At 71.4% G+C, this 21,993-nt stretch carries 17 protein-coding genes; 6 read left to right on the plus strand and 11 right to left on the minus strand.

The window, feature by feature from the left end:
• Positions 1-108: 108 nt before the first annotated feature.
• The 3 genes from AC07CM_RS17880 to AC07CM_RS17890 form a co-directional block, all read right to left on the minus strand.
• Positions 109-801, minus strand: a complete 693-nt coding sequence (locus tag AC07CM_RS17880) for a vWA domain-containing protein (protein ID WP_478877336.1) — start codon at positions 799-801, stop codon at positions 109-111.
• A 327-nt stretch (positions 802-1,128) separates the two neighbouring features.
• Positions 1,129-1,812, minus strand: coding sequence for an RES family NAD+ phosphorylase (locus AC07CM_RS17885; RefSeq protein WP_478877337.1), 684 nt, complete (start codon positions 1,810-1,812; stop codon positions 1,129-1,131).
• A gap of 1 nt (position 1,813) precedes the next feature.
• A complete protein-coding gene (locus AC07CM_RS17890; RefSeq protein ID WP_478877338.1) occupies positions 1,814-2,494 on the minus strand; it encodes a DUF3168 domain-containing protein in 681 nt (226 codons plus the stop codon).
• Between the two features lie 171 nt (positions 2,495-2,665).
• Here AC07CM_RS17890 and AC07CM_RS17895 point away from each other — a divergent pair, with 171 nt between their 5' ends.
• The gene (locus tag AC07CM_RS17895; RefSeq protein WP_478877339.1) at positions 2,666-7,870 is read left to right on the plus strand and encodes a CHAT domain-containing protein; all 5,205 of its coding nucleotides are present in this window, start codon (positions 2,666-2,668) and stop codon (positions 7,868-7,870) included.
• Between the two features lie 18 nt (positions 7,871-7,888).
• Here AC07CM_RS17895 and AC07CM_RS17900 read toward each other — a convergent pair whose 3' ends face one another.
• From AC07CM_RS17900 to AC07CM_RS17930, 7 genes are all read right to left on the minus strand, one after another.
• Entirely contained in the window at positions 7,889-8,482 is a 594-nt protein-coding gene (locus AC07CM_RS17900; protein WP_478877340.1) for a hypothetical protein, read from the minus strand.
• Between the two features lie 21 nt (positions 8,483-8,503).
• On the minus strand, positions 8,504-9,901 hold the full coding sequence (locus tag AC07CM_RS17905; protein ID WP_478877341.1) for an amino acid permease: 1,398 nt from the start codon (positions 9,899-9,901) through the stop codon (positions 8,504-8,506).
• 194 nt (positions 9,902-10,095) lie between these two features.
• Positions 10,096-12,114, minus strand: coding sequence for a beta-galactosidase (locus tag AC07CM_RS17910; protein ID WP_478877342.1), 2,019 nt, complete (start codon positions 12,112-12,114; stop codon positions 10,096-10,098).
• A gap of 28 nt (positions 12,115-12,142) precedes the next feature.
• A complete protein-coding gene (locus AC07CM_RS17915; RefSeq protein WP_478877343.1) occupies positions 12,143-13,030 on the minus strand; it encodes a carbohydrate ABC transporter permease in 888 nt (295 codons plus the stop codon).
• Complete coding sequence (locus AC07CM_RS17920) at positions 13,027-14,007, minus strand: carbohydrate ABC transporter permease (RefSeq protein ID WP_478877344.1); 981 nt, start codon at positions 14,005-14,007, stop codon at positions 13,027-13,029. The genes AC07CM_RS17915 and AC07CM_RS17920 overlap by 4 nt, the downstream gene beginning before the upstream one ends.
• Positions 14,008-14,015: 8 nt before the next feature.
• Positions 14,016-15,329 carry an ABC transporter substrate-binding protein gene (locus tag AC07CM_RS17925; protein WP_478877345.1) on the minus strand — a complete coding sequence of 438 codons (1,314 nt, stop codon included), beginning with the start codon at positions 15,327-15,329 and terminating at the stop codon, positions 14,016-14,018.
• Between the two features lie 223 nt (positions 15,330-15,552).
• The gene (locus AC07CM_RS17930; RefSeq protein WP_478877346.1) at positions 15,553-16,338 is read right to left on the minus strand and encodes a GntR family transcriptional regulator; all 786 of its coding nucleotides are present in this window, start codon (positions 16,336-16,338) and stop codon (positions 15,553-15,555) included.
• 355 nt (positions 16,339-16,693) lie between these two features.
• Between AC07CM_RS17930 and AC07CM_RS17935 the strand changes: the two genes are divergently transcribed.
• The 5 genes from AC07CM_RS17935 (at position 16,694) to AC07CM_RS17955 (ending at position 20,905) form a co-directional block, all read left to right on the plus strand.
• A complete protein-coding gene (locus AC07CM_RS17935) occupies positions 16,694-17,713 on the plus strand; it encodes a sugar ABC transporter substrate-binding protein (RefSeq protein WP_478877347.1) in 1,020 nt (339 codons plus the stop codon).
• Positions 17,713-18,789: an ABC transporter permease gene (locus AC07CM_RS17940; protein WP_478877348.1), complete on the plus strand. Its 1,077-nt coding sequence runs from the start codon at positions 17,713-17,715 to the stop codon at positions 18,787-18,789. The genes AC07CM_RS17935 and AC07CM_RS17940 overlap by 1 nt, the downstream gene beginning before the upstream one ends.
• Positions 18,790-18,794: 5 nt before the next feature.
• Positions 18,795-19,706, plus strand: a complete 912-nt coding sequence (locus AC07CM_RS17945) for an ATP-binding cassette domain-containing protein (RefSeq protein ID WP_478877349.1) — start codon at positions 18,795-18,797, stop codon at positions 19,704-19,706.
• 1 nt (position 19,707) lies between these two features.
• A complete protein-coding gene (locus AC07CM_RS17950; RefSeq protein ID WP_478877350.1) occupies positions 19,708-20,616 on the plus strand; it encodes a sugar phosphate isomerase/epimerase family protein in 909 nt (302 codons plus the stop codon).
• Positions 20,617-20,710: 94 nt separating this feature from the next.
• Positions 20,711-20,905: a hypothetical protein gene (locus AC07CM_RS17955; RefSeq protein ID WP_478877351.1), complete on the plus strand. Its 195-nt coding sequence runs from the start codon at positions 20,711-20,713 to the stop codon at positions 20,903-20,905.
• A gap of 75 nt (positions 20,906-20,980) precedes the next feature.
• Here the strand turns inward: AC07CM_RS17955 and AC07CM_RS17960 are convergent, their stop codons facing one another.
• Complete coding sequence (locus tag AC07CM_RS17960; RefSeq protein WP_478877352.1) at positions 20,981-21,985, minus strand: Gfo/Idh/MocA family protein; 1,005 nt, start codon at positions 21,983-21,985, stop codon at positions 20,981-20,983.
• Between the last annotated feature and the right edge of the window lie 8 nt (positions 21,986-21,993).

Genomic DNA, 21,993 nt, shown 5'->3' on the forward strand with positions numbered 1-21,993 from the left:
CGCACTTACGTACCCCCCCCCCCCCCCCCCTCCGCCCCCCCCCCCCCCCCCCCCCCCCCCCCCCCCCCCCCCCCCCCCCCCCCCCCCCCCCCCGCCACTTCAGCACGGTCAGCCCACCAGTCGCTGGTCGAGCGGCAGTTGCGTGAGCTTGGTCCCGTCGTGCGGGACGGAGAGCGCCCCGCCGGTGCCGGAGGTGAACGAACTGGACGTCGTGCGGATGCTCCTGAGCACCGTGCGGAGGATCTCCCGTACGGCCGCGCCCGCGTCGCTCTCGTCGGTGAAGAACGCGAAGCCGGTCGACACCTGCTGGATCGCCTCCCGGTTCGCCTGCCCGAACCCGAAGCTGACGATCTGGGCTCCGTACTTGTCCTCCTTCGCGGTGATCTCCGCCCGGGCGTGCGTCCAGTCCTCCCGGGCGTTGTGCTCGCCGTCGCTGATGAAGAACACGACGGGCTGGTGGTAGGCGCTGCCCTTGCCGAGTCCCTTGATGCCGTCGCGCAGCGCATCGCCGGAGGTCCGAAGCCCGGCCGCGAAGTTGGTGCCGCCCTGCGGCGCCAGCACCGGCATGTCGGCGAAGGCGATGTCCGTCAGCGGCAGGACGCGGTCGGCGCGGTCCGAGAAGGTGACGACGGCCAGACGCGCGATCTCCCCGGTGCTCGGGTCCTCCTCGATGGCCTTCTTGATCTCGGGCAGGGCCCGGTTGACGGCGGTCATGGGCGGGCCCGCCATCGAGTACGAGACGTCGAGACAGAGGCAGACGGGAAAGACGGCCGGTCGTTCGACGTTGGAGAATGCGGACATGAGTGCCCTCGCTCGGATTCGGAAACGCTGCACAGGTGGTGGACGGAAAGCTCAGGGAAGAGGAAAAGGGGGACTTCGGTGAGGCCGCCGCTCGCTTTTCTTCTCGGGCGTGAATTCGCTTCGGTACGCACCTCGAACGCCGCACTACGGATTCCAGAGAAAAGGCGCGACGGAACGTGTGCGGCGGCCGGAATATTTCCGGTGGCGGAATTCCGGGCCGACCGCGGGCCCCTGGACGAGAAGTATGCCCCCCGGCAGGCGAGAGCCGAAGCCTTTTCGGCCGATCCCCGGAAAATACCCGGAAGACGCCCGGCTCTCGCCCGGGGGTCAGGACCAGGAGGGGTACTGGCCGTCCGGCGGCCCGATCCGGATGCCGTACCGGTCCAGCTTCCGGCCCAGCCAGCGCAGGTTGTCCGGCTCGTCCAGGTCCCGAGGGGGCTCGGCGGTGGCCTCGACGAGATCGTCGTTCCCGCGCCCGTCGAACAGCACCAGCGACTCGTGCGGCCAGTCGAGCCGGGACATCCAGACGAACCCCTGCGCCCAGTCCGCCTCGTCGCGCAGCCAGTGCCCCCACCGCCGGGTGAAGGCGTACTCCGTCGGGTCCGAGTGGACCAACCAACCATCGCCCTGCTGAACGGAGTTGAGCTCGGGAATGCTGCGCAGGGACACCAGCGACACGTCCCGGAGCAGCCGGACCTGGGAGAGTCGCTTCCCCTCCACCTCCTTGCGGGGCAGGATCCGCGGATTGCCCTGGCCGTCGAAGCGCATGTCGCGGACCAGGCGTTCGACCAGCGCGGTCACCTCCAGGGGCGCCGCGTACAGGTAGGCGTACGCGTCGTTCGGGGTGCTGTCGAACCGGCCCCCGCCGAAGTGGTGGTCCACCGGGGTGCCGTTGAAGCAGGCCGCGTCACGCCTGCGGGAGTGCACCCGGTAGAGGACCTTGCCGGCCTTCCAGGTGACGCGTTTGGGCTCCGCCGTGCCCTTCTCGGGCAGTCTCGCGCCTCGGGCCATGTCAGTCCTCCTCTCCCACCACGCCTGCGGCGGCGAGCAGTTGTTCGTCCAGTCCCGCACCGAGCAACGTGGCCGGTACGGCGTCCAGCCAGAGGTTGGGACCGAGCCACCAGTCGGCCACCCCCCAGGGGTCGGCGGTCGCGCCCAGCAGGCCGTTGATCGTGAGGACCACGGTGCGCGGGCGCCCGTCCGCGTCGAACTGGAACGCCGGGAGCTGCTCGGTGCCGTCCCGCGACCGCAGCCGGATGACGTCGGCGGCGATCGCCTCCACGCCGAACGCCTCGCGCAACTGGTCGGCGGTGACCGCCGGTTCGGCGAGCAGCCGGTCGAAGGCCGAGGGTCGGGTCCCTGCCCCGGCGGGTGCGGGTCCGGAGCGGCCCTCCGCCGGCGGCTCTCCGGCCCCGAGGGAGACACGAGCGGCCAGCAGTTCGTGCGGCGCCCGCGCCGTCGGCGCGTTGCCGAAACGGCGGGCGACGGCGCGACGCTCCTCCTCGGACAGCGCCGTGCGCAGATGCGTGGCGATGGCGCGGGTGACCGCTCTCAGCCGGTGCTCGTCGCCGCCCTCCGCCACGAGTGCGAGCAGCGCGTCGAGTTGGTCCCGGTCCTCCGGGCCGAGTCTCTCCCGTATCCCTTGCCGATCTCCCGCCAGCGCTTTGATGAGGTGTTCTTCGAACTCGTCCATGCGCCCCTCCCGGAATCAGGACGGAGACGTACGCTAGTGAGATACGGTGCCTTTGGCAATTGGCCTGACTCCGGCCGCGGATTGGGGTAGAGCGCATTTCTCGCGCGGGGCTGCCGAACGGGCCGGGCCTCTGTCCACGAATGGGAACACGCGGCAATAGCGGGGTGGGGAATGACTGCGGACGCATGGGGGAACGGCGGTTCGGAGGAGCGCGCACAGTATGTGGCCGGGCTGCTCGAACTCGCGGAGTCGCTGCTCACCGAGGAGCCGGCGCGGAGCAGGACACCGGCCGAGCGGGAGCGGGGCCGGGCGGCGCTGGAGGAGGCGGAGCGCGAGCTGGCCGCGCCGCGCTCCCCCGTGCCGGACGTGGACGGGCACCGGTGGCCGGCCGACCTGTCGCTCTGGGCCGCCGAGATCCGTTACGCCCACGGACGCGATCCCGGCGACCTGGACACCCTGATCGCCCGGCTCGAAACCGTGCGCGCGCCGGCCGCCAAGAGCTGCGCCGACGGCGACCAGGACGCGGACCGTCGTGAACTCACCGAACTGACCTGCGCGTTGTCGCTGCACCTCGCCGCGCGCTGGGGTACGAGCGAGCGGGGTGAACGGCGCTCGGCCGACGCCGACCGGATCGTCGCCCTGCTCCAGGACGTGCTGGACGGACCGGACCACCACCTCGTGGCCGACCCCACCCGCTGCCGTGCCGCTCTGGGTCTCGTCCTGTCGGACCGGTCCCGCTGCCCGGACCACCACACCCCGGAACGGCTCGCGGACCGCCATGCCGCCCTCGGCCTGCTGCGCGCCGCGCAGGCGGCCGACGACCTCGACCCGGAGCTGTCTCCCGCCGTGACCTTCGACCTGGTGGTGCTCTCGCTCATCCAACTCGACGACCGGGTCCGGGGCGACGCCTCGCCGGCGGACCGCGCCGCAGCCGCTGAAGAGGCCGTCGGCCTGCTGGGCCTGCTGCTCCCCCTGCTCGCGGACCACAGTCCGGACGGTGCCGACGCGGCGGAACTGGGAGCGGACGTCTGCGACCTGCTGCTGGAACTCTCCACCTCGTCGCACGCCCAGGGCCGGGCCGTGGACTGGTACCGGCAGGCGCTCGCCCACCCCGGAACGCGGCCCGGGAACGCGCTCGACCTCACGAGCCGGCTGGCCCATGCCCTGTGCCTGCGCTCCGAGGAGAACCGGGCCGCGCAGCGGACCGGCGACCCCGCCCCGGCGGCGGACCGCGCGGAGGCGGCCGAACTGCTCGAACGGGTGCTGGCCGCCCACCCCGGCGCTCCCGTGGCAGGGGGCAGGGGAAGAGACGGTGCCGAACCCGCCCTACCGGACGACGACTTCGTGGCCCACCTCGCGGCCCTGGTCCAGGTGCTGTGGCTCGATCTCTCGGACGGGCTCCTCGCCGACGAGGGCGTCGACCGGCTCGTCACCCGAGTCCGGCAGCTCATCCCGTTGATCGCACCGGACGACACCGACCGTTCCGAACTGGTGCTGAAGGCCGCCGTGGTCCTGGCCCAGCGGGCCATCGCCCGCGGCATGCCGCTCTCGTACGACCTCGCCAACTCCGCCCTCGTCAACGGACGGGCGGATCCGGCCCGGTCCCTGGAGCGCACCGCGGCACCTGTGGTGGCGGACCTGCGGGAGGCCATCGCCCTGCTGCGCAGGGGCACGGGGCTGTACCACCACGAGGACACCCTCCATCTGTACGCCCAGGGGCTGCTGGGGATCGCGCTGTCGCTGGACTTCGCCTGCCGGCTGCCCGCGGTGGAACCCGCCGTACTGCGCGACGCGTTGCGGTACCTGCGCGTCGCCCTGGAACGACTGCCGCAGCGGGACGGACTGGGCGACGCCGACTTCCACGGCGCGTTCCTCCTCACCCTGATGTACCAGGTGTGGTTCACGGATCCCTTCACCCGGGCGCAGACCGATCCGCAGAACCCCGCGATGCCGGACGTGTCCGGCTTCCCGACCGTCGAGGACGACCTGCACCTGCTCGGCTCGATGCTGGACTCCGTCCGGGATCCGCAGCGCGAGCCGGTCCTCGTCTTCCTCTCCGTCATGGTGGGGCTGCTGCGCACCCGCGACGCCCTGCCGTCCGTCGAGGACTGCCGGACCTACACGGACCAGCTGCGGCGGGCCGCCGACCGCGTCGAACCGCAGGCCCACGGACTCCAGGCCGTCATGCTGGCGATCGCGGGCGCCCTCGGTCTGCGCGTGGTCCAGGCCGGTCGGGCCACCCCCGCCGAACGGGCGGCCGCGACGATCGCGCTGCGCCGCGCACTGGACCTGCTCCCGCCGGGCTCGCCGATGAGCGGCCCGGTACGGGCGGCGCTGCGCCAGACGGCCGGCGTGGACGTGCGGGACCTGATGCGTGCGTTCCTGTGGTTCCCGGGTGCGTCGCCCGCGCCCCCGCCGGCCCGGGAGGCGCGACCGGACGCGCCCGCGGGGGCGGAACCCGCCCCGCCCCCTGCCCCGCACGCCACCGTGCCGCCCCCGGAGCCGCGTCCGGCGCTCCCCGTGCCCGACCTCGCCGCGGCCGTGCTCCTCGGAGACGGATCGCCCGACCCCTTCGCCCTGCCCTCCACTCGGGTCGCCGAAGTCGTCGGAACCGCTGAGCCGATGAGCGCGCCGGCCGCCGCCGCCCTCGCGCTGCTGCACCACCACCGCTGGCTGCGGGAGCGCGACGGGGAGGACCTGGACACGGCCGTCGTGCTGGTCCGCAGCGCACTGACCGTGCTCGAAGCCGAGAACCCCGAGAACCCCGAGAAGACCGAGAACCCCGAGAAGACCGAGAAGACCGAGAACAGCGAGAGCGTCACCGCACCCGCCCGGTCGGCACTGGGCGACCGCTGCACCGAGTTCCTGGCCCGGCTGCTCCTCGACCGCCATCTGATCCTGGGCGACCACACCGATCTCGACGCCGCCGTGCAGGCCTATGACGCACTGCTGGAGCGGACGGCGGAACACCTGGTGCTGCCGTCGCTCGCCGGCCTGCTGGCGGGCTCCGGTGATCCCCGTGTCCCCGCCCGGCTCTTCCGGCCCGTTCCGGAGGACGGAATCGCCCCGTTCCGGGCCGAGTTGCTCGCGGCCGCCGCCACCGACCGGATGGTGCGCGCGCGTGCCCGGCAGGACGGCGCCGGGCCGTCGGCCGCCGACGCGCCCGACGCTCTGACCACGGCTCTTGCGGCACTGCCGCCGGACCACCCCCGGGTCCCGGCCGCACGCACCGAGCTCGCCTGGCGCGACCTGGAGCGGGCGCGCTCCCAGGGTGACGCGGACGCGACGCGGAGCGCGGTCGAGGCGCTCATGGACATCGCCGCCGCGTGCCCGCCCGGACCCCACCGCCCCGGCCTGCTGCTGCGGGCCGCCGCGGCGCTGTGCGCACTGCTGCGCACCGGCGACGGCACGGCCGGGGGCCCCGACGCGTCGGCCCTGCTCGACCGGGGCATCGCCCTGTTCGAGGAGGCGGCCGAGCACGGCACGCACGAGTACCACGGGTCCCGCAGCCGGTGTCTGTACGGCCTGGGCACCCTGCTGCTGGTACGCCGTCTGCGCACCGGCGACCCCGGCGACCTGCGGCGTTCGGCGGCGGTGCTGGGGGAGGCCTGGGCGCTGCTGAACGCGACGCCGGGCGACCCCTTCGCGGTCGCCCTCCTGCGGGTCCTCGCCGAGGCGCAACGTGCCCACGGTCCCGGCGACCGCGAGCACCGGCGCCAGGCGCTGGCCACCGCCCGGTCCCTGCTGACCGCGCACGGCCGCGCCGTCCTGCTCCAGTCGGGCGCGGGGCACGGCCTGGAGGCCGCCCGCACGGTGGCCGCCGACATGCTGCGGGTGGTGCGCTGGAGTCTGGCCGACGGCCTGCCAGAGACGGCGTTCGAGGCGCTGGAACTCGGCCGCGGGCTGGTCCTCAACGCTGCAACGGTCGGTGTCACGGTTCCGGTGCTGCTGCGCGCCGGAGGCCACGAGGACCTGGCCCGGCGCTGGGAGAACGTCTCCGCCAGCCGCGACCGGCGCAGCGTGCCGGACGGCCTGCGCCGCCGGGTACTGCAGGCGTTCGCGGGCGGTGACGCGGAGAAGCGGCTGATCTCCGCCCCGCGCCCCGGCCGGGTCGGACAGGCGCTGCGGCGGCTCGGCAGGGACGCGCTGGTGTACCTCGTACCCGGCGACGCCCCGGGCGGCGGCGGTGACACGCAGGGGACCCCGGGGCACGCGCTGATCGTCACCGCCACGGGCATGGTCCACGCGCTGCCGCTGCCCGGTCTCGTGGAGGCCGCCACGGGACCACTCGGCACCTACGCCCGGGCGCTGCAGGCGTTCCAGGCCGCCGGGCGCGGGGACGACCGGCCGGCGCCGGACCATCCCCAGGTGATGCACACGATGTTCGAGCGCACGCTGCTCCGGCTGGAGCGGGAGTGGCAGACGGCCCTGGACGCGCTCTGCTCATGGGCGGGGGAGGTGGCGATGGGCCCCCTGCTGTCCGCCACGGCCCGCTGGTGGCCCGGCCGGCCGGCCCGGCTCGTGCTGGCGCCCCTCGGTGCGCTGGGCATCGTGCCCTGGCACGCGGCCCGCTGCCCGGCGCCCGGTGCCGGAGCGGCGTACGCCTGCGAGCGCGCCGTCGTCTCCAGCTGCGCCACGGCCCGTCAGCTCATCGAGGTGGCGGTGCGGCCCCGGGCGCTGCCGGCCCACGGGGCGGTGGCCGTGGTCGCCGATCCGGGAGGCACGTCGGCCATGCACCGGGAGGCCGCCCTCGTCGACTCGCTGTACCCGGAGGTCACGGTGATCGGCGGCCTCGGCCGGCACGCGCCCGCCGGTGGGCCCGCGCCGATGCCCGCCGAGCCGGCGTCCCTCGAACCCTTCCTGCCCGGCCGCGGTGCAGTACCGACCGCTGTGCTGCATGTCAACTGCCACGCGGACACGGGCCGTTCACCCGCCGACTCGGTGCTGGAACTCGACGCGGTGCACCGGGTGTCGGTGACGGACCTGCTGGCGGGCGCCGCCGACCGCGACGCCTCGATGCCGGGCGGCACGGTCGTGCTGGCCAACTGCACCAGCGATCTGACCCTGAGCGATCACGACGAGGCGCTGACGCTGGCCACGGCCTTTCTCGGCGCCGGCGCGACCGCCGTCGTCGGCTCGCGCTGGGACGTCGCCGACGATCCGCGCACCACCGTGCTGATGCTGATGTTCCACCACCGTCTCGGGCGCGGTGAGCCGGCCGGGGACGCGCTGCGCGCCGCCCAGCTGTGGATGCTGGACCCGGACCGCACACTGCCGGCCGAACTCGCCCGGCACGAGCACCTGCTGCGGGAGACGGCGGGCCGACCGCTGGACGAGCTGGAGGTGTGGGCCGCCTTCGCCCATCACGGTCAGTAGCCGCCGCCCGGGGCGAGGTCAGGCCACCGGATCGTCGATGCCGAGGTCGCGGCGCATGGCCTGGCGCAGTGTGGACAGCCGCGGCCAGGTCGCCTGCACCCGCTGCTCGCACTCCCGCACCTGCTGCGGGTCCGGCTCGCCGGGGGCGGCGGCCAGCAGTTGCCTCAGCTCGCCGTAGCCGTCGTTGAGCCGGCGGCTCGCGACGGCCGCGGCGTCCAGAACCGCCCCCGGTACGAGCATCTGGGCCTCGGCGTAGCTCGCGCGGAAGACCGTACGGCAGGTCTCGAGGCGCTCCGCGCAGTCGTGCGCGTCCGTCCCGTCCCTGAGGGCGTGCACCACGTTCACCTGGGCGGTCTGGTACTGGCGTGCGGCGGTGTTGAAGGAGATGTAGCAGGCGCGGAGCCGGTCCTGGGCCTCCGCCAGGCGCGCCTCGGCCCGTTCGGCGTCGCGTCTCCGCTCGTCGTGGGCCCGGTCCTCCAGCCGCCGCCTGCGTACGGCGTCGAGTTCGAGGCGCTTGACGCGGTCGGCCCGCACCTGGGTCAGCAGCGCCGCGCCGAGGGTGCCCAGCACCCCGACGGCGGCCACCAGTAAGGACCCCCACGTCCCGGTCACGTTCGCCCCCCGTCGCGTCGATCACGCCCTGCGGCCGCGCCGGCCCGCCATCACCGCGTAGACGATGATTCCCGCGAAGAGGAACAGCACACCCTGGTACACCGCCGCGTAGCCCGCGCCCGCGACGAGCCAGATCGTGAAGGCCGCCGCGGCCGCGGTGACCACGGCGTCCCGAGTGAGCCGTGCCCGGTCGACCGACTCGCGCCGGCCCGCGACGAGGTGGAAGACCTGGGCGGCGGTGGCCAGCAGGTACGGCACGGTCGCGGTGAACGTGGTGACGAGGACCAGGACGTCGAAGACCTTCGCCGAGCCGGACAGGTAGTTGTAGACGGTGAGCAGCGAGGCGAGGACGACCGTGACACCGACGCCGACGGTCGGCACGCCCCGGCGCCTGCGCGTGAAGGCGGCCGGGAACAGGCCGTCCCGGGCGGCGGCGTAGGGAGTCTGGGCGCTCAGCAGCGTCCAGCCGTTGAGGCAGCCGGTCATCGACACCAGCGCGGCGAGCGCGACGGCCCAGCCGCCCCAGGTGCCGCCGAACATGGCGTTCACGGCGTCCGAGAAGGGCGCGGTGGAGGTCACCAGACGGTCGTGCGCGACCGTGCCGAAGACGGACAGCGTGCCCAGCAGGTACACGAGCGCGGCGGCCGCGGTGCCGATGACGGTGGCGCGCCCCACGTTGCGGCGGGCGTCGCGGACCTCGCCCGCGCTGACGGCGGCGGACTCCACGCCGAGGTAGGAGAAGAGCAGCAGGGCGGCGGAGGCGGAGACCGCGCCGACGGCGCTGCCGCCGGTCGCGTCGAACGGGCCGAGCTTGGCCGGGTCGAAGAAGAACAGCCCGCCGACCGCGACGAGGAGCAGCGGCACGAACTTCAGCACGGTGAACACGAGTTGGACGGCGCCCACGTAGCGGGTGCCGGCGAAGTTGGCGAGGGCGGGCAGCCACTGCAGAGTCAGCGCGGCCAGACACGCGGTCCAGCGGTGCTCGCCCACCGGTATCAGCACGTCCAGGTAGCCGACGGCGGCGACGGCCAGGGCGGCGTTCGACACCCAGGTGGTGATCCAGTACGCCCAGGCGGCCAGGAAGCCGGCGAAGTCGCCGAATGCCTCGCGGGCGTAGACGTAGGGGCCGCCGGTGCGCGGATCGCGCTCGGCGAGCCGGCCGAAGACCAGGGCGAGGGCGATGGCGCCGACGGTCAGGACGCCGAAGGCGACCAGGCTGACCGTGCCGTAGGGGGCGACGGAGGCCGGGAGCAGGAAGATGCCGCCGCCGATGATGTTGCCCATGACCAGGGCGGTGGCGACGGGCAGACCGAAGCGGCGGGCGTGCCTGCCGTTGTCGCCGTGGGGGTCCTCGGCGGGAACCTCGGGGGTCACCGAGGGGGCCGGAGCCGACAGCGGGGCGGTTCCGGTGACGTGCATGGGTGGGTGTACCTCTCGTCGAACTGGTGTTCCCGGGATCGCCGGGCCGAGGCAATGGTCGGGGATGCCCCGAGTCGTCGACAAATCACCGTTTCTTGTCTCGTGAGAAGTGCCCGAAGACGAAAAAAACGCCTCACCGGGGCTCCGCGGCGCAAGAAGTTGCGGTGCGCCGCGAGGGCCCGGCCGGGCGTGACTCACTGACCGCGCGGCTCCCGGACCACCGCCACGTCACCCGGCGCCACGGTGACGGAGCCGGACGTCTGCTTGCCGGTGAGCAGCTCCGTGGCGTCCGCCGCGACGGGCACCGACGCACCCTGCCCGGTGTGGTCGATGACGAAGACGTAGTCCGCCTCCGGGCCGCGCCTGCGGACCACCTCCACACCGGGCGGCGCGGTGCGTACCGGCTCCACTCCCGCCTCGGCGCGCACGCGGTCCAGCAGGGCGGTCAGGGTGGCCGGGTCGGGGAGCGTCGCCAGGTACCAGGCGGCGCCGGTGCCGTACGCGCGCCGGGTGACCGCCGGGACACCGGCCAGGGGGCCGTCCGTGAACGCGGCGACAGCCTCGGCGCCCTCCAGCCGCAGCCGCTCCGACCACAGCGCGCCCGCAGCGCCCTCCGGCACCGCACCGCGCAGACCGAGCCGCTCTCCGGGCAGGAGCGGGAACGGCTCGTCGGAGCGCACGCCCAGCACCTCCCGGAACGCCCCCGGGTAACCGCCGAGCCGCACATGGCAGTCCTCGTCGACCGCCCCGCTGTGGAAGCCGACGGCGAGGGTGCCACCCCCCTCGGCGTAGGCCGTGAGGTTCGCCGCGCCCGCTTCGTCCACCAGATACAGGCTGGGCGCGAGCACCAGCCGGTACGCCGACAGGTCGGCGTCCGGGCGTACGAAGTCCACGGCCGTGCCCGCGCGCCACAGCGGCTCGTACCAGGCCCGGACCAGGTCCAGGTGGCGCAGCTCGCCGCTCGGCTGTGAGGGCAGTTCCAGGGCCCAGCGGGCGTTCCAGTCCCAGACCATGGCGACCTCGGCGGTACCGGTGCTGCCGCGGACCTCGGCCAGCGACTTCAGGTCGGCGCCGAGGCGCACCACGTCCTGCCAGATCCGGCTGTCCGTCCCGGCGTGCGGCAGCATCGCCGAGTGCCACTGCTCGGCACCCGCCTTCGCCGCCCGCCACTGGAAGTAGGCGATGCCGTCCGCCCCGCGCGCCACGTGGGCGAGCGCGTTGCGCCGCAACTCGCCCGGCCTCTTGGCCCGGTTTACGGGCTGCCAGTTCACCGCGCCGGTGGAGTGCTCCATCAGCAGCCACGGACCGCCGGCGAGCGAACGCACGAGATCGCCGCTGAGCGCGATGTCGATCTCGGACTCGGGGTCCGTGGAGATCAGGTAGTGGTCGTTGGCAACGATGTCCAGCTCCGGTGCCCAGCGCCAGTAGTCGAGGGCGTCGAAGGTGGCCATCACCATGAAGTTGGTGGTGGCCGGGACCGACGGGGCCGCCGCCCGCAGCACGTCCCGTTCCGCCGTGTACAGGGACAGCAGCTCGTCCGAGCAGAAGCGGCGCCAGTCCAGCTGGTGCGTCGGATTGGGTACGGCGCCGGTGGCGCGCGGCGGCAGGATCTCCTCCCAGTCGTAGTACCACTGCGACCAGAAGGTCGTGCCCCAGGCGCCGTTGAGGGCCGCCAGGTCGTCGCCGTAGCGGGCGCGCAGCCAGCGGCGGAAGGCGGCCGCGCTGGTGTCGCAGTAGCAGGCCGCGTTGTGGCAGCCGTACTCGTTGTGCACGTGCCACATGGCGAGCGTCGGGTGGTCCGCGTACCGCTCGGCCAGCGCGCCCGCGATGCGCAGGGCGGCCTCGCGGTAGGCGGGGCTGGACGGGCAGAACGTCTGGCGGCTGCCGTAGGACAGGGTGCGGCCGTCCCGGTCGACCGGCAGTGCCTCGGGGTGGGCGCGGAAGAACCACGCCGGAGGCGCCGCCGTGGGCGTGGCCAGGTCGGCGGCGATGCCGTTCTCGTGCAGCAGATCGAGGATCTTGTCCATGCGCGAGAAGTCGTACCCGCCCTCGGACGGCTCCAGCAGCGCCCACGAGAATATGCCGACGCTGACCATGGTCACCCCGGCCTCCCGCATCAGGCGCATGTCCTCGGCCCACACCTCCTCGGGCCACTGTTCGGGGTTGTAGTCGCCGCCGTAGGCGAGGCCGGGGACGGACAGGGTGCGTTTCACGGGGGTTCTCTTTCGAAGTTCCGGCGGCTCAGCCCTTGTTGGAGCCCAGGGTCAGACCGCTGACGAACTGGCGCTGGAGCACGAAGTACACGACCAGCGTCGGGACAGCGGTGAGCAGGGCGCCGGCGGCGACCAGGTTGGGGTCGGTGAAGTACTGGCCGGAGAGGTTGTTCAGGGCCGAGGTGATCGGCATGTTCTCGCCCGTCGAGATCAGCACCAGGGCCCAGAAGAAGTCGTTGTAGATCCAGATGGACAGCAGGGTCGCCAGCGCCGCCATCGCCGGCTTGCACAGCGGGAGCGTGATCTGCCAGTACAGCCGCCACACCGAGGCGCCGTCGACCAGCGCGGCCTCGGTCAGCTCGTGCGGCAGGGAGCGCATGTAGTTGCTCAGCACGAACGCGCAGAACCCGGACTGGAACGCCACGTGGATCAGCACGAGCCCGAGCGCGGAGTCGTACAGCTTGCCGCTGGCCGTGATGCCGGGCAGGTTCGTCAGCAGGTACAGGCGGTACAGCGGGGTGATGATCACCTGCTGCGGCAGCAGGTTGCCCGCCGTGAAGACCAGCAGCAGCGCGAGGTTGAGCCGGAAGTCGAACCGGCTGACGTAGAAGGCCACGCACGAGGACAGGAACAGCGTCAGCAGCACGGCCGGGATCGCGATGATCAGCGTGTTGCCGAAGTAGTGGACCATGTCCGACTGCTGGAAGGCGTTCGTGAAGTTGTCGAAGTTCAGCGTGTCCGGCCAGGACACGTAGCCCTTGGCGCTGGTCTCGCTGTACGGGCGCAGCGCCGAGAAGACCGCCCACAGCAGCGGCGCGAGCCACGCCAGGGCCGTACCCGCGAGGAAGACGTGCAGCAGGATCCGGGCGGGGCGGATCGGGGCGCGCCGCTTCAGCGGCAGTGCGGTGCTGCTCATGTACGCCGCTCCTTCCGGAAGGTGGCGATCAGATACGGGATGATGACCGCGAGGGAGATCACCAGGAGCACGACGGCGATGGCGGAGCCGTAACCGATGCGGCTGGACTCGCCGATGATGTTGTTGGTCACCAGGATCGACAGCAACTCGGTGCCCTGCGCACCCTTGTTGAAGACGAAGACCAGGTCGAAGGCGCGCAGCGCCTCGATGATGGTGACGACCAGGACGACCGTGTTGGTCGGGCGCAGGGTGGGGAAGATGACGTTCTTGAACGTCTGCCACTCGTTGGCGCCGTCCAGTGCCGAGGCCTCCCGAAGCGACGGGTCGACGCTCTTCAGGCCGGCCAGGTAGAGGATCATCATGTAGCCGGTGTGCCGCCAGGACGCGGCGATCAGGACCGCCCACAGGTTCAGCTTCGGGTCGCCGATCCAGTCGATGTAGTGGCCGGGCTTGTTGGCGCCGATGATGCTGTTGATCAGGCCGGTGTCCGGGTTGTAGACGAGCTGCCAGACGAAGCCGATGCAGGCCATCGAGATGACGACCGGCAGGAAGAAGGCGGTCTGGTAGACCCGGCTGAACCGGATCCTCTTGTCGAGCTGCACGGCCAGGAAGAGGCCGAGCGGCGTCGGGATCAGAATGAGCACCACGAACCAGATGACGTTGTGCTCGACGGCGGGCCAGAACTGCGGGTTGTCGTTGAAGAGTTGTTTGAAGTTGTCCAGGCCCACCCACTTGATCGAGTCGAACCCGATGCCGTCCCAGGTGGTGAAGGCGAGGAAGATCGAGGCGATGGCGGTGACCCACACCAGGGCCACGTGCAGCACCGTGGGCACGCCCGCCATCACGGCGAGCGTGAACCGGTCACGGCGGGTCAGCAGGCGCCGGTGGCTCTGCGTGGCCCGCTTCTTCCCAAGCGCGGCGCCCGGAGGCGGCACGGCGGCCGCCTCCGGGGTCTTCGTCGTCGTATCGGTTGTCATGAGACCGCTCACGAGGACGCGAAGATCTGCTTCTTCTGGCGCTCGATGGACGACAGCAGGCTGTCCACGCCCTTGGGGTTCTGGAGGAACTTCTGCAGCCCGGGCTGCATCACGGTGGAGGTGAAGTCCGGCCGCGAGTCGCGGTCCATGAACTGGGTGAGGCTCTTGGCGCCGCTGATCATCTCGAACGCCTTCTTCTGCAGCGCCGAGTACGAGGAGGTGTCGGCCTTGCTGGAGGCGGCCACCACGCTCGGGTCGGTCTTGAGGTACAGCTCCTCGGCCGCCGGGCTGCCCAGGTACTCCAGCAGCTTCACGACACCGTCGTGGTTCTTCGGGGACTTGCTGACCATGAAGCCGTCGGTGGGCGCCTCGACGGTGTCCTGGCCGTACGCGGAGTTGAGCTCCGGGAAGGGGAAGAAGTCGAGGTCGTCCAGGTCGGCCTTGTTGGTGAACTGCTGGGCCACGAAGGAGCCGAGGAGGTACATGCCGGCCTTCTTCGACACCAGGGTCTGCGCGGCGTCCTGCCAGGTGCGGCCCATGAAGCCGTCCTGGTGGTAGGGGAGGATCTCGGCCCAGTGGTCGAAGACGGCCTTCACCTTGGCGTCGGTCCAGGCGGCCTTGCCCGCCATCAGCTCGACGTGGAAGTCGTAGCCGTTGAGGCGGAAGTTGATCTGGTCGAAGGTGCCCATCGCCGGCCAGGCGTCCTTGTCGCCGAAGGCGAGCGGGACCAGGCCGTCCTTCTTCATCCGCTTCAGCAGCGCGACGAAGTCGTCCCAGGTGGTGGGGACTTGGTAACCGTGCTGCTGGAAGACGCTCTTGCGGTAGAAGATCGCCCACGGGTACGTGGTCAGCGGCACGAAGTAGTACTTGCCGTCCTCGCCCTTGCTGAGCTTCTTCATCGCGTCGGGGAAGTTGTCCCCGATCTTGGCCCACACGTCGTCGATCGGCGTGGCCAGCTTCTTCGCGGCGAAGAACTGCATGCGGTACCCGGCGAACCAGTTGAACACGTCGTCAGGCGTGCCCTGCAGATACGAGTTGATCTGCTCCTGGAAGGTGTTGTGGTCCTTCGTGTTCACATCGACGGTGATGCCGGACTGCTTCCTGAAGGCCGCGTAGACGTTCGTGAAGGCCTTCTTCGGCACCGCGTCCGAGGCGTTGGAGCCGAGGGTGACGGTCTTCGGGTCGGAGGCCGAACCACTGCCGCCGCAGGCGGACAGCAGGGGTATGCCGGCACCGGCGAGGAGCGCGGCACCGCCCGCTCCGCGCAGCAGCGAACGGCGGCTTGGACCCGGGACGGAAAGACCGGAGGGGGAGAGGCGCATGGCGGCTCCTGAGGAATACAGGGTTCGGTCAAGGGGATGAGCCGATCACCGAAAGGCTTTCGAAACCGATCAGAAACCAACTCGACCGAACATCGTGGCGTAATAACAGCCCCACATCCGCTCATGAGTCAATAGGTCTGGTCGTACTCGGATGTCTCTTGCCCGAAACGTAATCGTCATCGCCACCTGCAACTTTGTTGAACACAGACGGCGGCGTTCCGTTTCAGGTCCTGACCAGCAGTTGGAAGTCGAAGGCGTACAGCGAGCCCCGGTAGACATGGGTGCCGTACTCCACCGGCCGGCCGGTGTCGTCGTAGGCGGTGCGCTGCATGGTGAGCAGGGCCGCGCCCTCCTTCTCGTCCAGCAGGGCGGCCTCCGCCGCCGTCGCGCTGCGGGCGCCGACGGACTGGTGGGCGCTGTGCAGGGTGATGCCCGCCGAGCGCATCATCCGGTACAGGCCCGTCGTCTCCAGCCGCTCGGTGCCCAGTTCGAGTAGCGCCGACGGCAGGTGGTTGCACAGGAACGCCACCGGCCGGCCGTGGGTGCGGCGCAGTCGCTCCAGCACCGTCACCTCGGCGCCCTCCGCGATGCCGAGAGCCGCCGCGACGTCGGCGGTCGCCGGAACGCGTTCGTTGCGCAGCACCCGGGTGGTCGGGCCCTGTCCGGCCGACTCCAGGTCGTCGTAGAGGCTGCTCAGTTCCAGGGGCCGTTTGACCTGGCTGTGCACCACCTGCGTGCCGACACCGCGGCGGCGCACCAACAGCCCCTTGTCGACCAGCGACTGGATGGCCTGTCGGACCGTGGGCCGGGACAGGCCGAGGCGCACGGACAGGTCGACCTCGTTGCCCAGGAGGTTCCCCGGGGCGAGGTCCCCGTGTTCGATGGCCGCCTCCAGTTGCTGGGCGAGCTGGTAGTAGAGCGGCACCGGACTCGTGCGGTCCAGGGCGAAGTCCACGCAGTCGACGGCGTGGACGGTCGCGGGACGAGAGGGGTTGCCGGGCCTCGCCACCGGGGCACCTCCTTGCAGAGCGCGGACGGTCGGGGGGGAGTTCACGGGTGTCGGCGGCGGCCGGCGATCCGGCGTTCGCGGTCCTCGCGGGCGCGTTGTCGCCCAGGGTTTCGGCGATCGGCCGGTGCCGTTCGTCGTGGCGTGCGGTGTACTGGGCGGACGGGCCTCGCCGAGGGGCTCATGCCCTCCAGGTGTAGGGGCGGACAGGTGGACTGTCAATGGTTTGTACTTACATTCGGACCACCTCGTGAAATGATGTCTTAACAAAGTATTGACAGCGGGCCCGGCAGGGACTTGGATCGCGTCCCAACGCAACAGCGTCCCTTCCCCCGTAGCACAGTGAGGTGCAGGCACGATGGACCGCTCTTCTCACTCCCGCTCCCGCAGGCTGGCCCCCGTCGTGGCGGTGGCCGCCGCGGCAGCCCTCACCCTCGCCGGCTGCTCCAGCAGCTCCGGGGGCAAGAAGGCCGAAGAGGGAGGGTCGGGTGCCTCGGCGGGCAAGGCCAACACCCCCCGCATGACCGTCGCACTGGTCACCCACCAGTCGCCGGGTGACACCTTCTGGGACATCGTCCGCAAGGGTGCCGAGGCCGCCGCCGCCAAGGACAACATCAAGCTGGTCTACTCCCACGACCCGAACGCCGGCAACCAGGCCAGCCTGGTGCAGAACGCCGTCGACCAGAAGGTCGACGGGATCGCGATCACCCTGGCCAAGCCGGACGCCATGAAGGACGTCGTCAGCAAGGCCAACGCGGCGAAGATACCCGTGGTCGGCCTCAACTCCGGGGTCAGCGACTGGAAGAAGCTCGGCCTGCTGGAGTTCTTCGGGCAGGACGAGACGGTGGCGGGCGAGGCGTTCGGCAAGAAGCTGAACGAACTCGGCGCCAAGAAGGCCGTCTGTGTGGTCCAGGAGCAGGGCAACATCGGCCTCACCCAGCGCTGCGACGGCGTGAAGAAGACGTTCTCCGGCACGACTGAGACGCTGTACGTGAACGGCACCGACATGCCGTCCGTCAAGTCGACGATCACGGCCAAGCTCAAGCAGGACAAGTCCATCGACTACGTCGTCACGCTCGGCGCACCCTTCGCGCTGACCGCGACGCAGTCGGTCGGTGACGCGGGCAGCAAGGCCAAGGTCGCCACCTTCGACCTGAACAGCCAGCTGGCCGATGCCATCAAGAAGGGCACCATCCAGTTCGCCGTGGACCAGCAGCCCTACCTGCAGGGCTACCTGGCGATCGACTCCCTGTGGCTCTACAAGAACAACGGCAACTACAGCGGCGGCGGCGAGCAGCCGGTGCTGACCGGCCCGGCCTTCGTCGACAAGTCCAACGTCGACCGGGTCGCCGAGTTCGCCGCGAAGGGCACCCGGTGATGAGCATGACCCAGCACGCCGAGCCGGCGGTGGGCAAACCGCCGGCGTCCGGCCCCAGGCAGACCGACGGCCGCACCGCCCGGCGCCCGCTGGCGCTCCGGCTGCTGGCCCGGCCCGAAGTGGGCGTCTTCCTCGGAGCCGTGGCCGTACTGATCTTCTTCCTGATCGCCGCGCCCTCGCTGCGGCAGGGCAGCTCCATCGCCACGGTCCTCTACCAGTCCTCGACCATCGGCATCATGGCCCTCCCGGTGGCCCTGCTGATGATCGGCGGCGAGTTCGACCTGTCCTCCGGCGTCGCCGTGATCACCTCGGCGCTCACCGCGAGCATGCTCAGCTACCAGCTGACGGTGAACGTGTGGACCGGCGTGATCGTCGCCCTGGTCGCCTCGCTCGCCGTCGGCGCGTTCAACGGCTGGATGGTGGTGAAGACCGGGCTGCCCAGCTTCCTGGTCACCCTCGGCACCTTCCTGATCCTGCAGGGCGTCAACCTCGCCGTGACCAAGCTGGTCACCGGCAACGTCGCCACCGACGACATCAGCAACATGGACGGCTTCGACCAGGCCAAGGCGGTCTTCGCGTCCTCCGTCGACATCGGTGGGGTCGAGGTGAAGGTCACCGTCTTCTACTGGCTGGCCTTCGCGGCCCTGGCCACCTGGGTGCTGCTGCGCACCAAGTACGGCAACTGGATCTTCGCGGTGGGCGGCAACAAGGACAGCGCGCGCGCCGTCGGCGTGCCGGTGAACTTCACCAAGATCACGCTGTTCATGCTGGTCGGCTTCGGCGCCTGGTTCGTCGGCATGCACAACCTGTTCTCCTTCAACACCGTGCAGTCCGGCGAGGGCGTCGGACAGGAGCTGATCTACATCGCCGCGGCCGTCATCGGCGGCTGCTCGCTCACCGGCGGCTCCGGCTCCGCGATCGGCCCCGTCTTCGGTGCGTTCATGTTCGGCATGGTCAACCAGGGCATCGTCTTCGCCGGCTGGAACCCCGACTGGTTCAAGGCCTTCCTCGGCGTGATGCTGCTCGGCGCCGTCCTGATCAACCTGTGGGTCCAGCGCACGGCGACGCGGAGGTGACACCGATGACAGACAACGGAACCGGAACCCACGGCGCCGTCCTCGAGGACACCGCGCCCGCGCAGAACGACCCGATCGTCGAACTGCGCAGGGCGGGCAAGTCCTACGGCAACATCCGCGCCCTGCACGGTGTCGACCTCCAAGTGCATCCCCACCAGGTGACCTGCGTCCTCGGCGACAACGGCGCCGGCAAGTCCACGCTCATCAAGATCATCTCCGGGCTGCACCAGCACACCGAGGGCGACTTCCTCGTCGACGGCCGGCCGGTGCGCTTCAGCACCCCGCGCGAGGCCCTCGACCGCGGCATCGCCACCGTCTACCAGGACCTCGCCACCGTCCCGCTGATGCCGGTGTGGCGGAACTTCTTCCTCGGCTCCGAGATGACCAAGGGCCCCTGGCCCGTCCGCCGGCTCGACATCGCCCGGATGAAGGAGACCGCCGACCAGGAACTGCGCAACATGGGCATCGTCCTGGACGACCTGGAGCAGCCCATCGGCACGCTCTCCGGCGGCCAGCGCCAGTGCGTGGCCATCGCCCGCGCCGTCTACTTCGGCGCCCGCGTGCTGATCCTGGACGAGCCGACCGCCGCCCTCGGCGTCAAGCAGTCCGGTGTGGTCCTGAAGTACATCGCCGCCGCTCGCGAGCGCGGCCTCGGCGTCATCTTCATCACCCACAACCCGCACCACGCCTACATGGTCGGCGACCACTTCAGCGTCCTGCGCCTCGGCACCCTGGAACTCAGCGCCGAGCGCAGCGAGATCACTCTCGAGGAGCTGACCAACCACATGGCCGGCGGTGCCGAACTCGCCGCGCTCAAGCACGAGCTGGCGCAGGTGCGGGGCGTCGACGTCGAGGAACTCCCGGAGGAGGAGGACCTCACCGCGCCCGTGGCGAACGCCCCCGAAGGGACCGCCTGACATGGCGCACCCCTCCGCACTGGACCGTATCCGGGTCGGCTCGACCCCCGACTCCTGGGGCGTCTGGTTCCCCGACGACCCCCGGCAGGTCCCCTGGGAACGCTTCCTCGACGAGGTGGCCGGGGCCGGCTACGACTGGATCGAACTCGGCCCGTACGGCTACCTCCCCACCGACCCGGCCCGCCTGGGCGACGAGCTGGGGCGACGGAAGCTGAGGGTGTCGGCCGGTACGGTCTTCACCGGCATGCACCGCGGGCCGTCCGTGTGGGACGAGACCTGGGCCCACGTCAGCCAGGTGGCCGCGCTCACCCGGGCCGTGGGCGCGCGGCACCTCGTCGTCATCCCCTCCTTCTGGCGGGACGACAAGACGGCCGCGATCCTGGAACCGCCCGAGCTGACGGCCGAGCAGTGGGCGCACCTCACCAAGGGCATGGAACGGCTCGGGCACGAGGTCAGGGAGACGTACGGCCTGGAACTCGTCGTCCACCCGCACGCCGACACGCACATCGACACCGAGGACCACGTCGAGCGCTTCCTCGACTCCACCGACTCCGAGCTGGTCAACCTCTGCCTCGACACCGGCCACTACGCCTACTGCGGCGGCGACAGCGTCAAGCTGATCGAGACCTACGGCGAGCGGATCGGCTACCTGCACCTCAAGCAGGTCGACCCCGGGATCCTCGCCGAGGTCGTCGCGAACGAGGTCCCCTTCGGGGCCGCGGTGCGGCGCGGCGTGATGTGCGAACCGCCGTCCGGAGTGCCGGAGCTGGGACCGGTGCTGGAGGCCGCGCAGCGGCTCGGTGTCGAGCTGTTCGCGATCGTCGAGCAGGACATGTACCCGTGCGAACCGGACGAGCCGCTGCCGATCGCGCGGCGGACCCGCAGGTTCCTGCGGTCGTGCGGGGCCTGAGGGTTCGGTCCGGCGCGGCCCGGGAACCAACGGGGGCGTGCGGGCGTTCTGACCGACGACGGGGGAACGCCCGCGAGGACGGGAGGACGACCGCATGACACACCGCACGGAACCCCGGGAAACGCCTCAGGAGGCCGCCGAGGCGGCCGTCTCGCGCCCCGGCCGCTTCAGCCGGCTGCCCGAGCGGATACGCCCGGAGGACATGGTGGAGACCAGTCCGGCCACCCTGCCCGACCCGGCACGCGACCGCTACAGCGCGGACGAATGGCTGGTCCGCTACTGCCTCTGAGCCGGACGGAGCGAAGCGGCGCGCCCGCGCGGGTACCGGGCCCCCTCTCGGAAGCCCGGTCCCGCGAGCCCGCCGTCAGGCGTCCCGCACCTCCGCGACGGTCACCGGACGGTGCTCGTGCAGGGACAGGGTGCACGCCTCCGCGATCCAGCCCGCCTCCAGAGCGTCCTCGACGGTGCACGGGGAGGGGCGGGTGCCGGCCACGACCTCGGTGAACGCGGTGAGTTCGGCGCGATAGGCGGCCGCGAAGCGGTCCATGAAGAAGTCGTGCGGGGTGCCCGCCGGGAAGCTCGCACCGGGCTCGACCGAGCGGAGCGGGAGCTTGTCGTCCAGGCCGACCGCGATCGAGTCCTGGAAGCCGTGCAGCTCCATGCGGACGTCGTGACCACGCGCGTTGTGGCGGGAGTTGGAGACCACCGCGATCGTGCCGTCGTCCAGGGTGAGGATCGCGCCGGTGGTGTCGGCGTCGCCCGCCTCCGCGATGTAGTCGGCGCCCCGGTTGCCGCCCACCGCGTACACCTCGGTGACCTCGCGGCCGGTCACCCAGCGGATGATGTCGAAGTCGTGCACGGAGCAGTCCCGGAAGATGCCGCCGGAGGCGGCGATGTACGCGGCCGGCGGCGGCGCCGGGTCGAACGTGGTCGACCGGACGGTGTGCAGCCTGCCCAGTTCACCGCCGTGCACCGCCGCGCGGGCGGCCACGAAGCCGGCGTCGAAGCGGCGGTTGTAACCGATCTGGATCGGTACGTCGCTGCCCTCGACGGCCCTGAGCACCCGGACGCCCTCCGCCATGGTGCGGGCGACCGGCTTCTCGCAGAAGACGGGGACGCCCGCCTTCACGCCGGCCAGGATCAGCGCGGGGTGGGCGTCGGTCGCCGCCGCCACGACGATGCCGTCCACGCCGGCGGCCAGCAGCGCCTCGGGCGAGTCGGCGACCTCGGCCCCGAACCGCTCGGCCGCGGCCTTGGCCGCGTCCGCGAACGGGTCGGTGACCACAAGGGACTGGACTGCGTCGAGCCCGGAGAGGGTCTCGGCGTGGAAGGCGCCGATGCGGCCGAGGCCGAGGATTCCGATACGCATGGGGTTGC

Source organism: Streptomyces sp. NPDC044061 (genome assembly GCF_056434305.1).

What these genes read in the sequence shown, in the direction of transcription:
- AC07CM_RS17880 (WP_478877336.1), bottom strand. Translation starts at nt 801, where the DNA reads ATGTCCGCATTCTCCAACGTCGAACGACCGGCCGTCTTTCCCGTCTGC.
- AC07CM_RS17885 (WP_478877337.1), bottom strand. Translation starts at nt 1,812, where the DNA reads ATGGCCCGAGGCGCGAGACTGCCCGAGAAGGGCACGGCGGAGCCCAAA.
- AC07CM_RS17890 (WP_478877338.1), bottom strand. Translation starts at nt 2,494, where the DNA reads ATGGACGAGTTCGAAGAACACCTCATCAAAGCGCTGGCGGGAGATCGG.
- AC07CM_RS17895 (WP_478877339.1), top strand. Translation starts at nt 2,666, where the DNA reads ATGACTGCGGACGCATGGGGGAACGGCGGTTCGGAGGAGCGCGCACAG.
- AC07CM_RS17905 (WP_478877341.1), bottom strand. Translation starts at nt 9,901, where the DNA reads ATGCACGTCACCGGAACCGCCCCGCTGTCGGCTCCGGCCCCCTCGGTG.
- AC07CM_RS17915 (WP_478877343.1), bottom strand. Translation starts at nt 13,030, where the DNA reads ATGAGCAGCACCGCACTGCCGCTGAAGCGGCGCGCCCCGATCCGCCCC.
- AC07CM_RS17920 (WP_478877344.1), bottom strand. Translation starts at nt 14,007, where the DNA reads ATGACAACCGATACGACGACGAAGACCCCGGAGGCGGCCGCCGTGCCG.
- AC07CM_RS17925 (WP_478877345.1), bottom strand. Translation starts at nt 15,329, where the DNA reads ATGCGCCTCTCCCCCTCCGGTCTTTCCGTCCCGGGTCCAAGCCGCCGT.
- AC07CM_RS17935 (WP_478877347.1), top strand. Translation starts at nt 16,694, where the DNA reads ATGGACCGCTCTTCTCACTCCCGCTCCCGCAGGCTGGCCCCCGTCGTG.
- AC07CM_RS17940 (WP_478877348.1), top strand. Translation starts at nt 17,713, where the DNA reads ATGAGCATGACCCAGCACGCCGAGCCGGCGGTGGGCAAACCGCCGGCG.
- AC07CM_RS17945 (WP_478877349.1), top strand. Translation starts at nt 18,795, where the DNA reads ATGACAGACAACGGAACCGGAACCCACGGCGCCGTCCTCGAGGACACC.
- AC07CM_RS17950 (WP_478877350.1), top strand. Translation starts at nt 19,708, where the DNA reads ATGGCGCACCCCTCCGCACTGGACCGTATCCGGGTCGGCTCGACCCCC.
- AC07CM_RS17955 (WP_478877351.1), top strand. Translation starts at nt 20,711, where the DNA reads ATGACACACCGCACGGAACCCCGGGAAACGCCTCAGGAGGCCGCCGAG.
- AC07CM_RS17960 (WP_478877352.1), bottom strand. Translation starts at nt 21,985, where the DNA reads ATGCGTATCGGAATCCTCGGCCTCGGCCGCATCGGCGCCTTCCACGCC.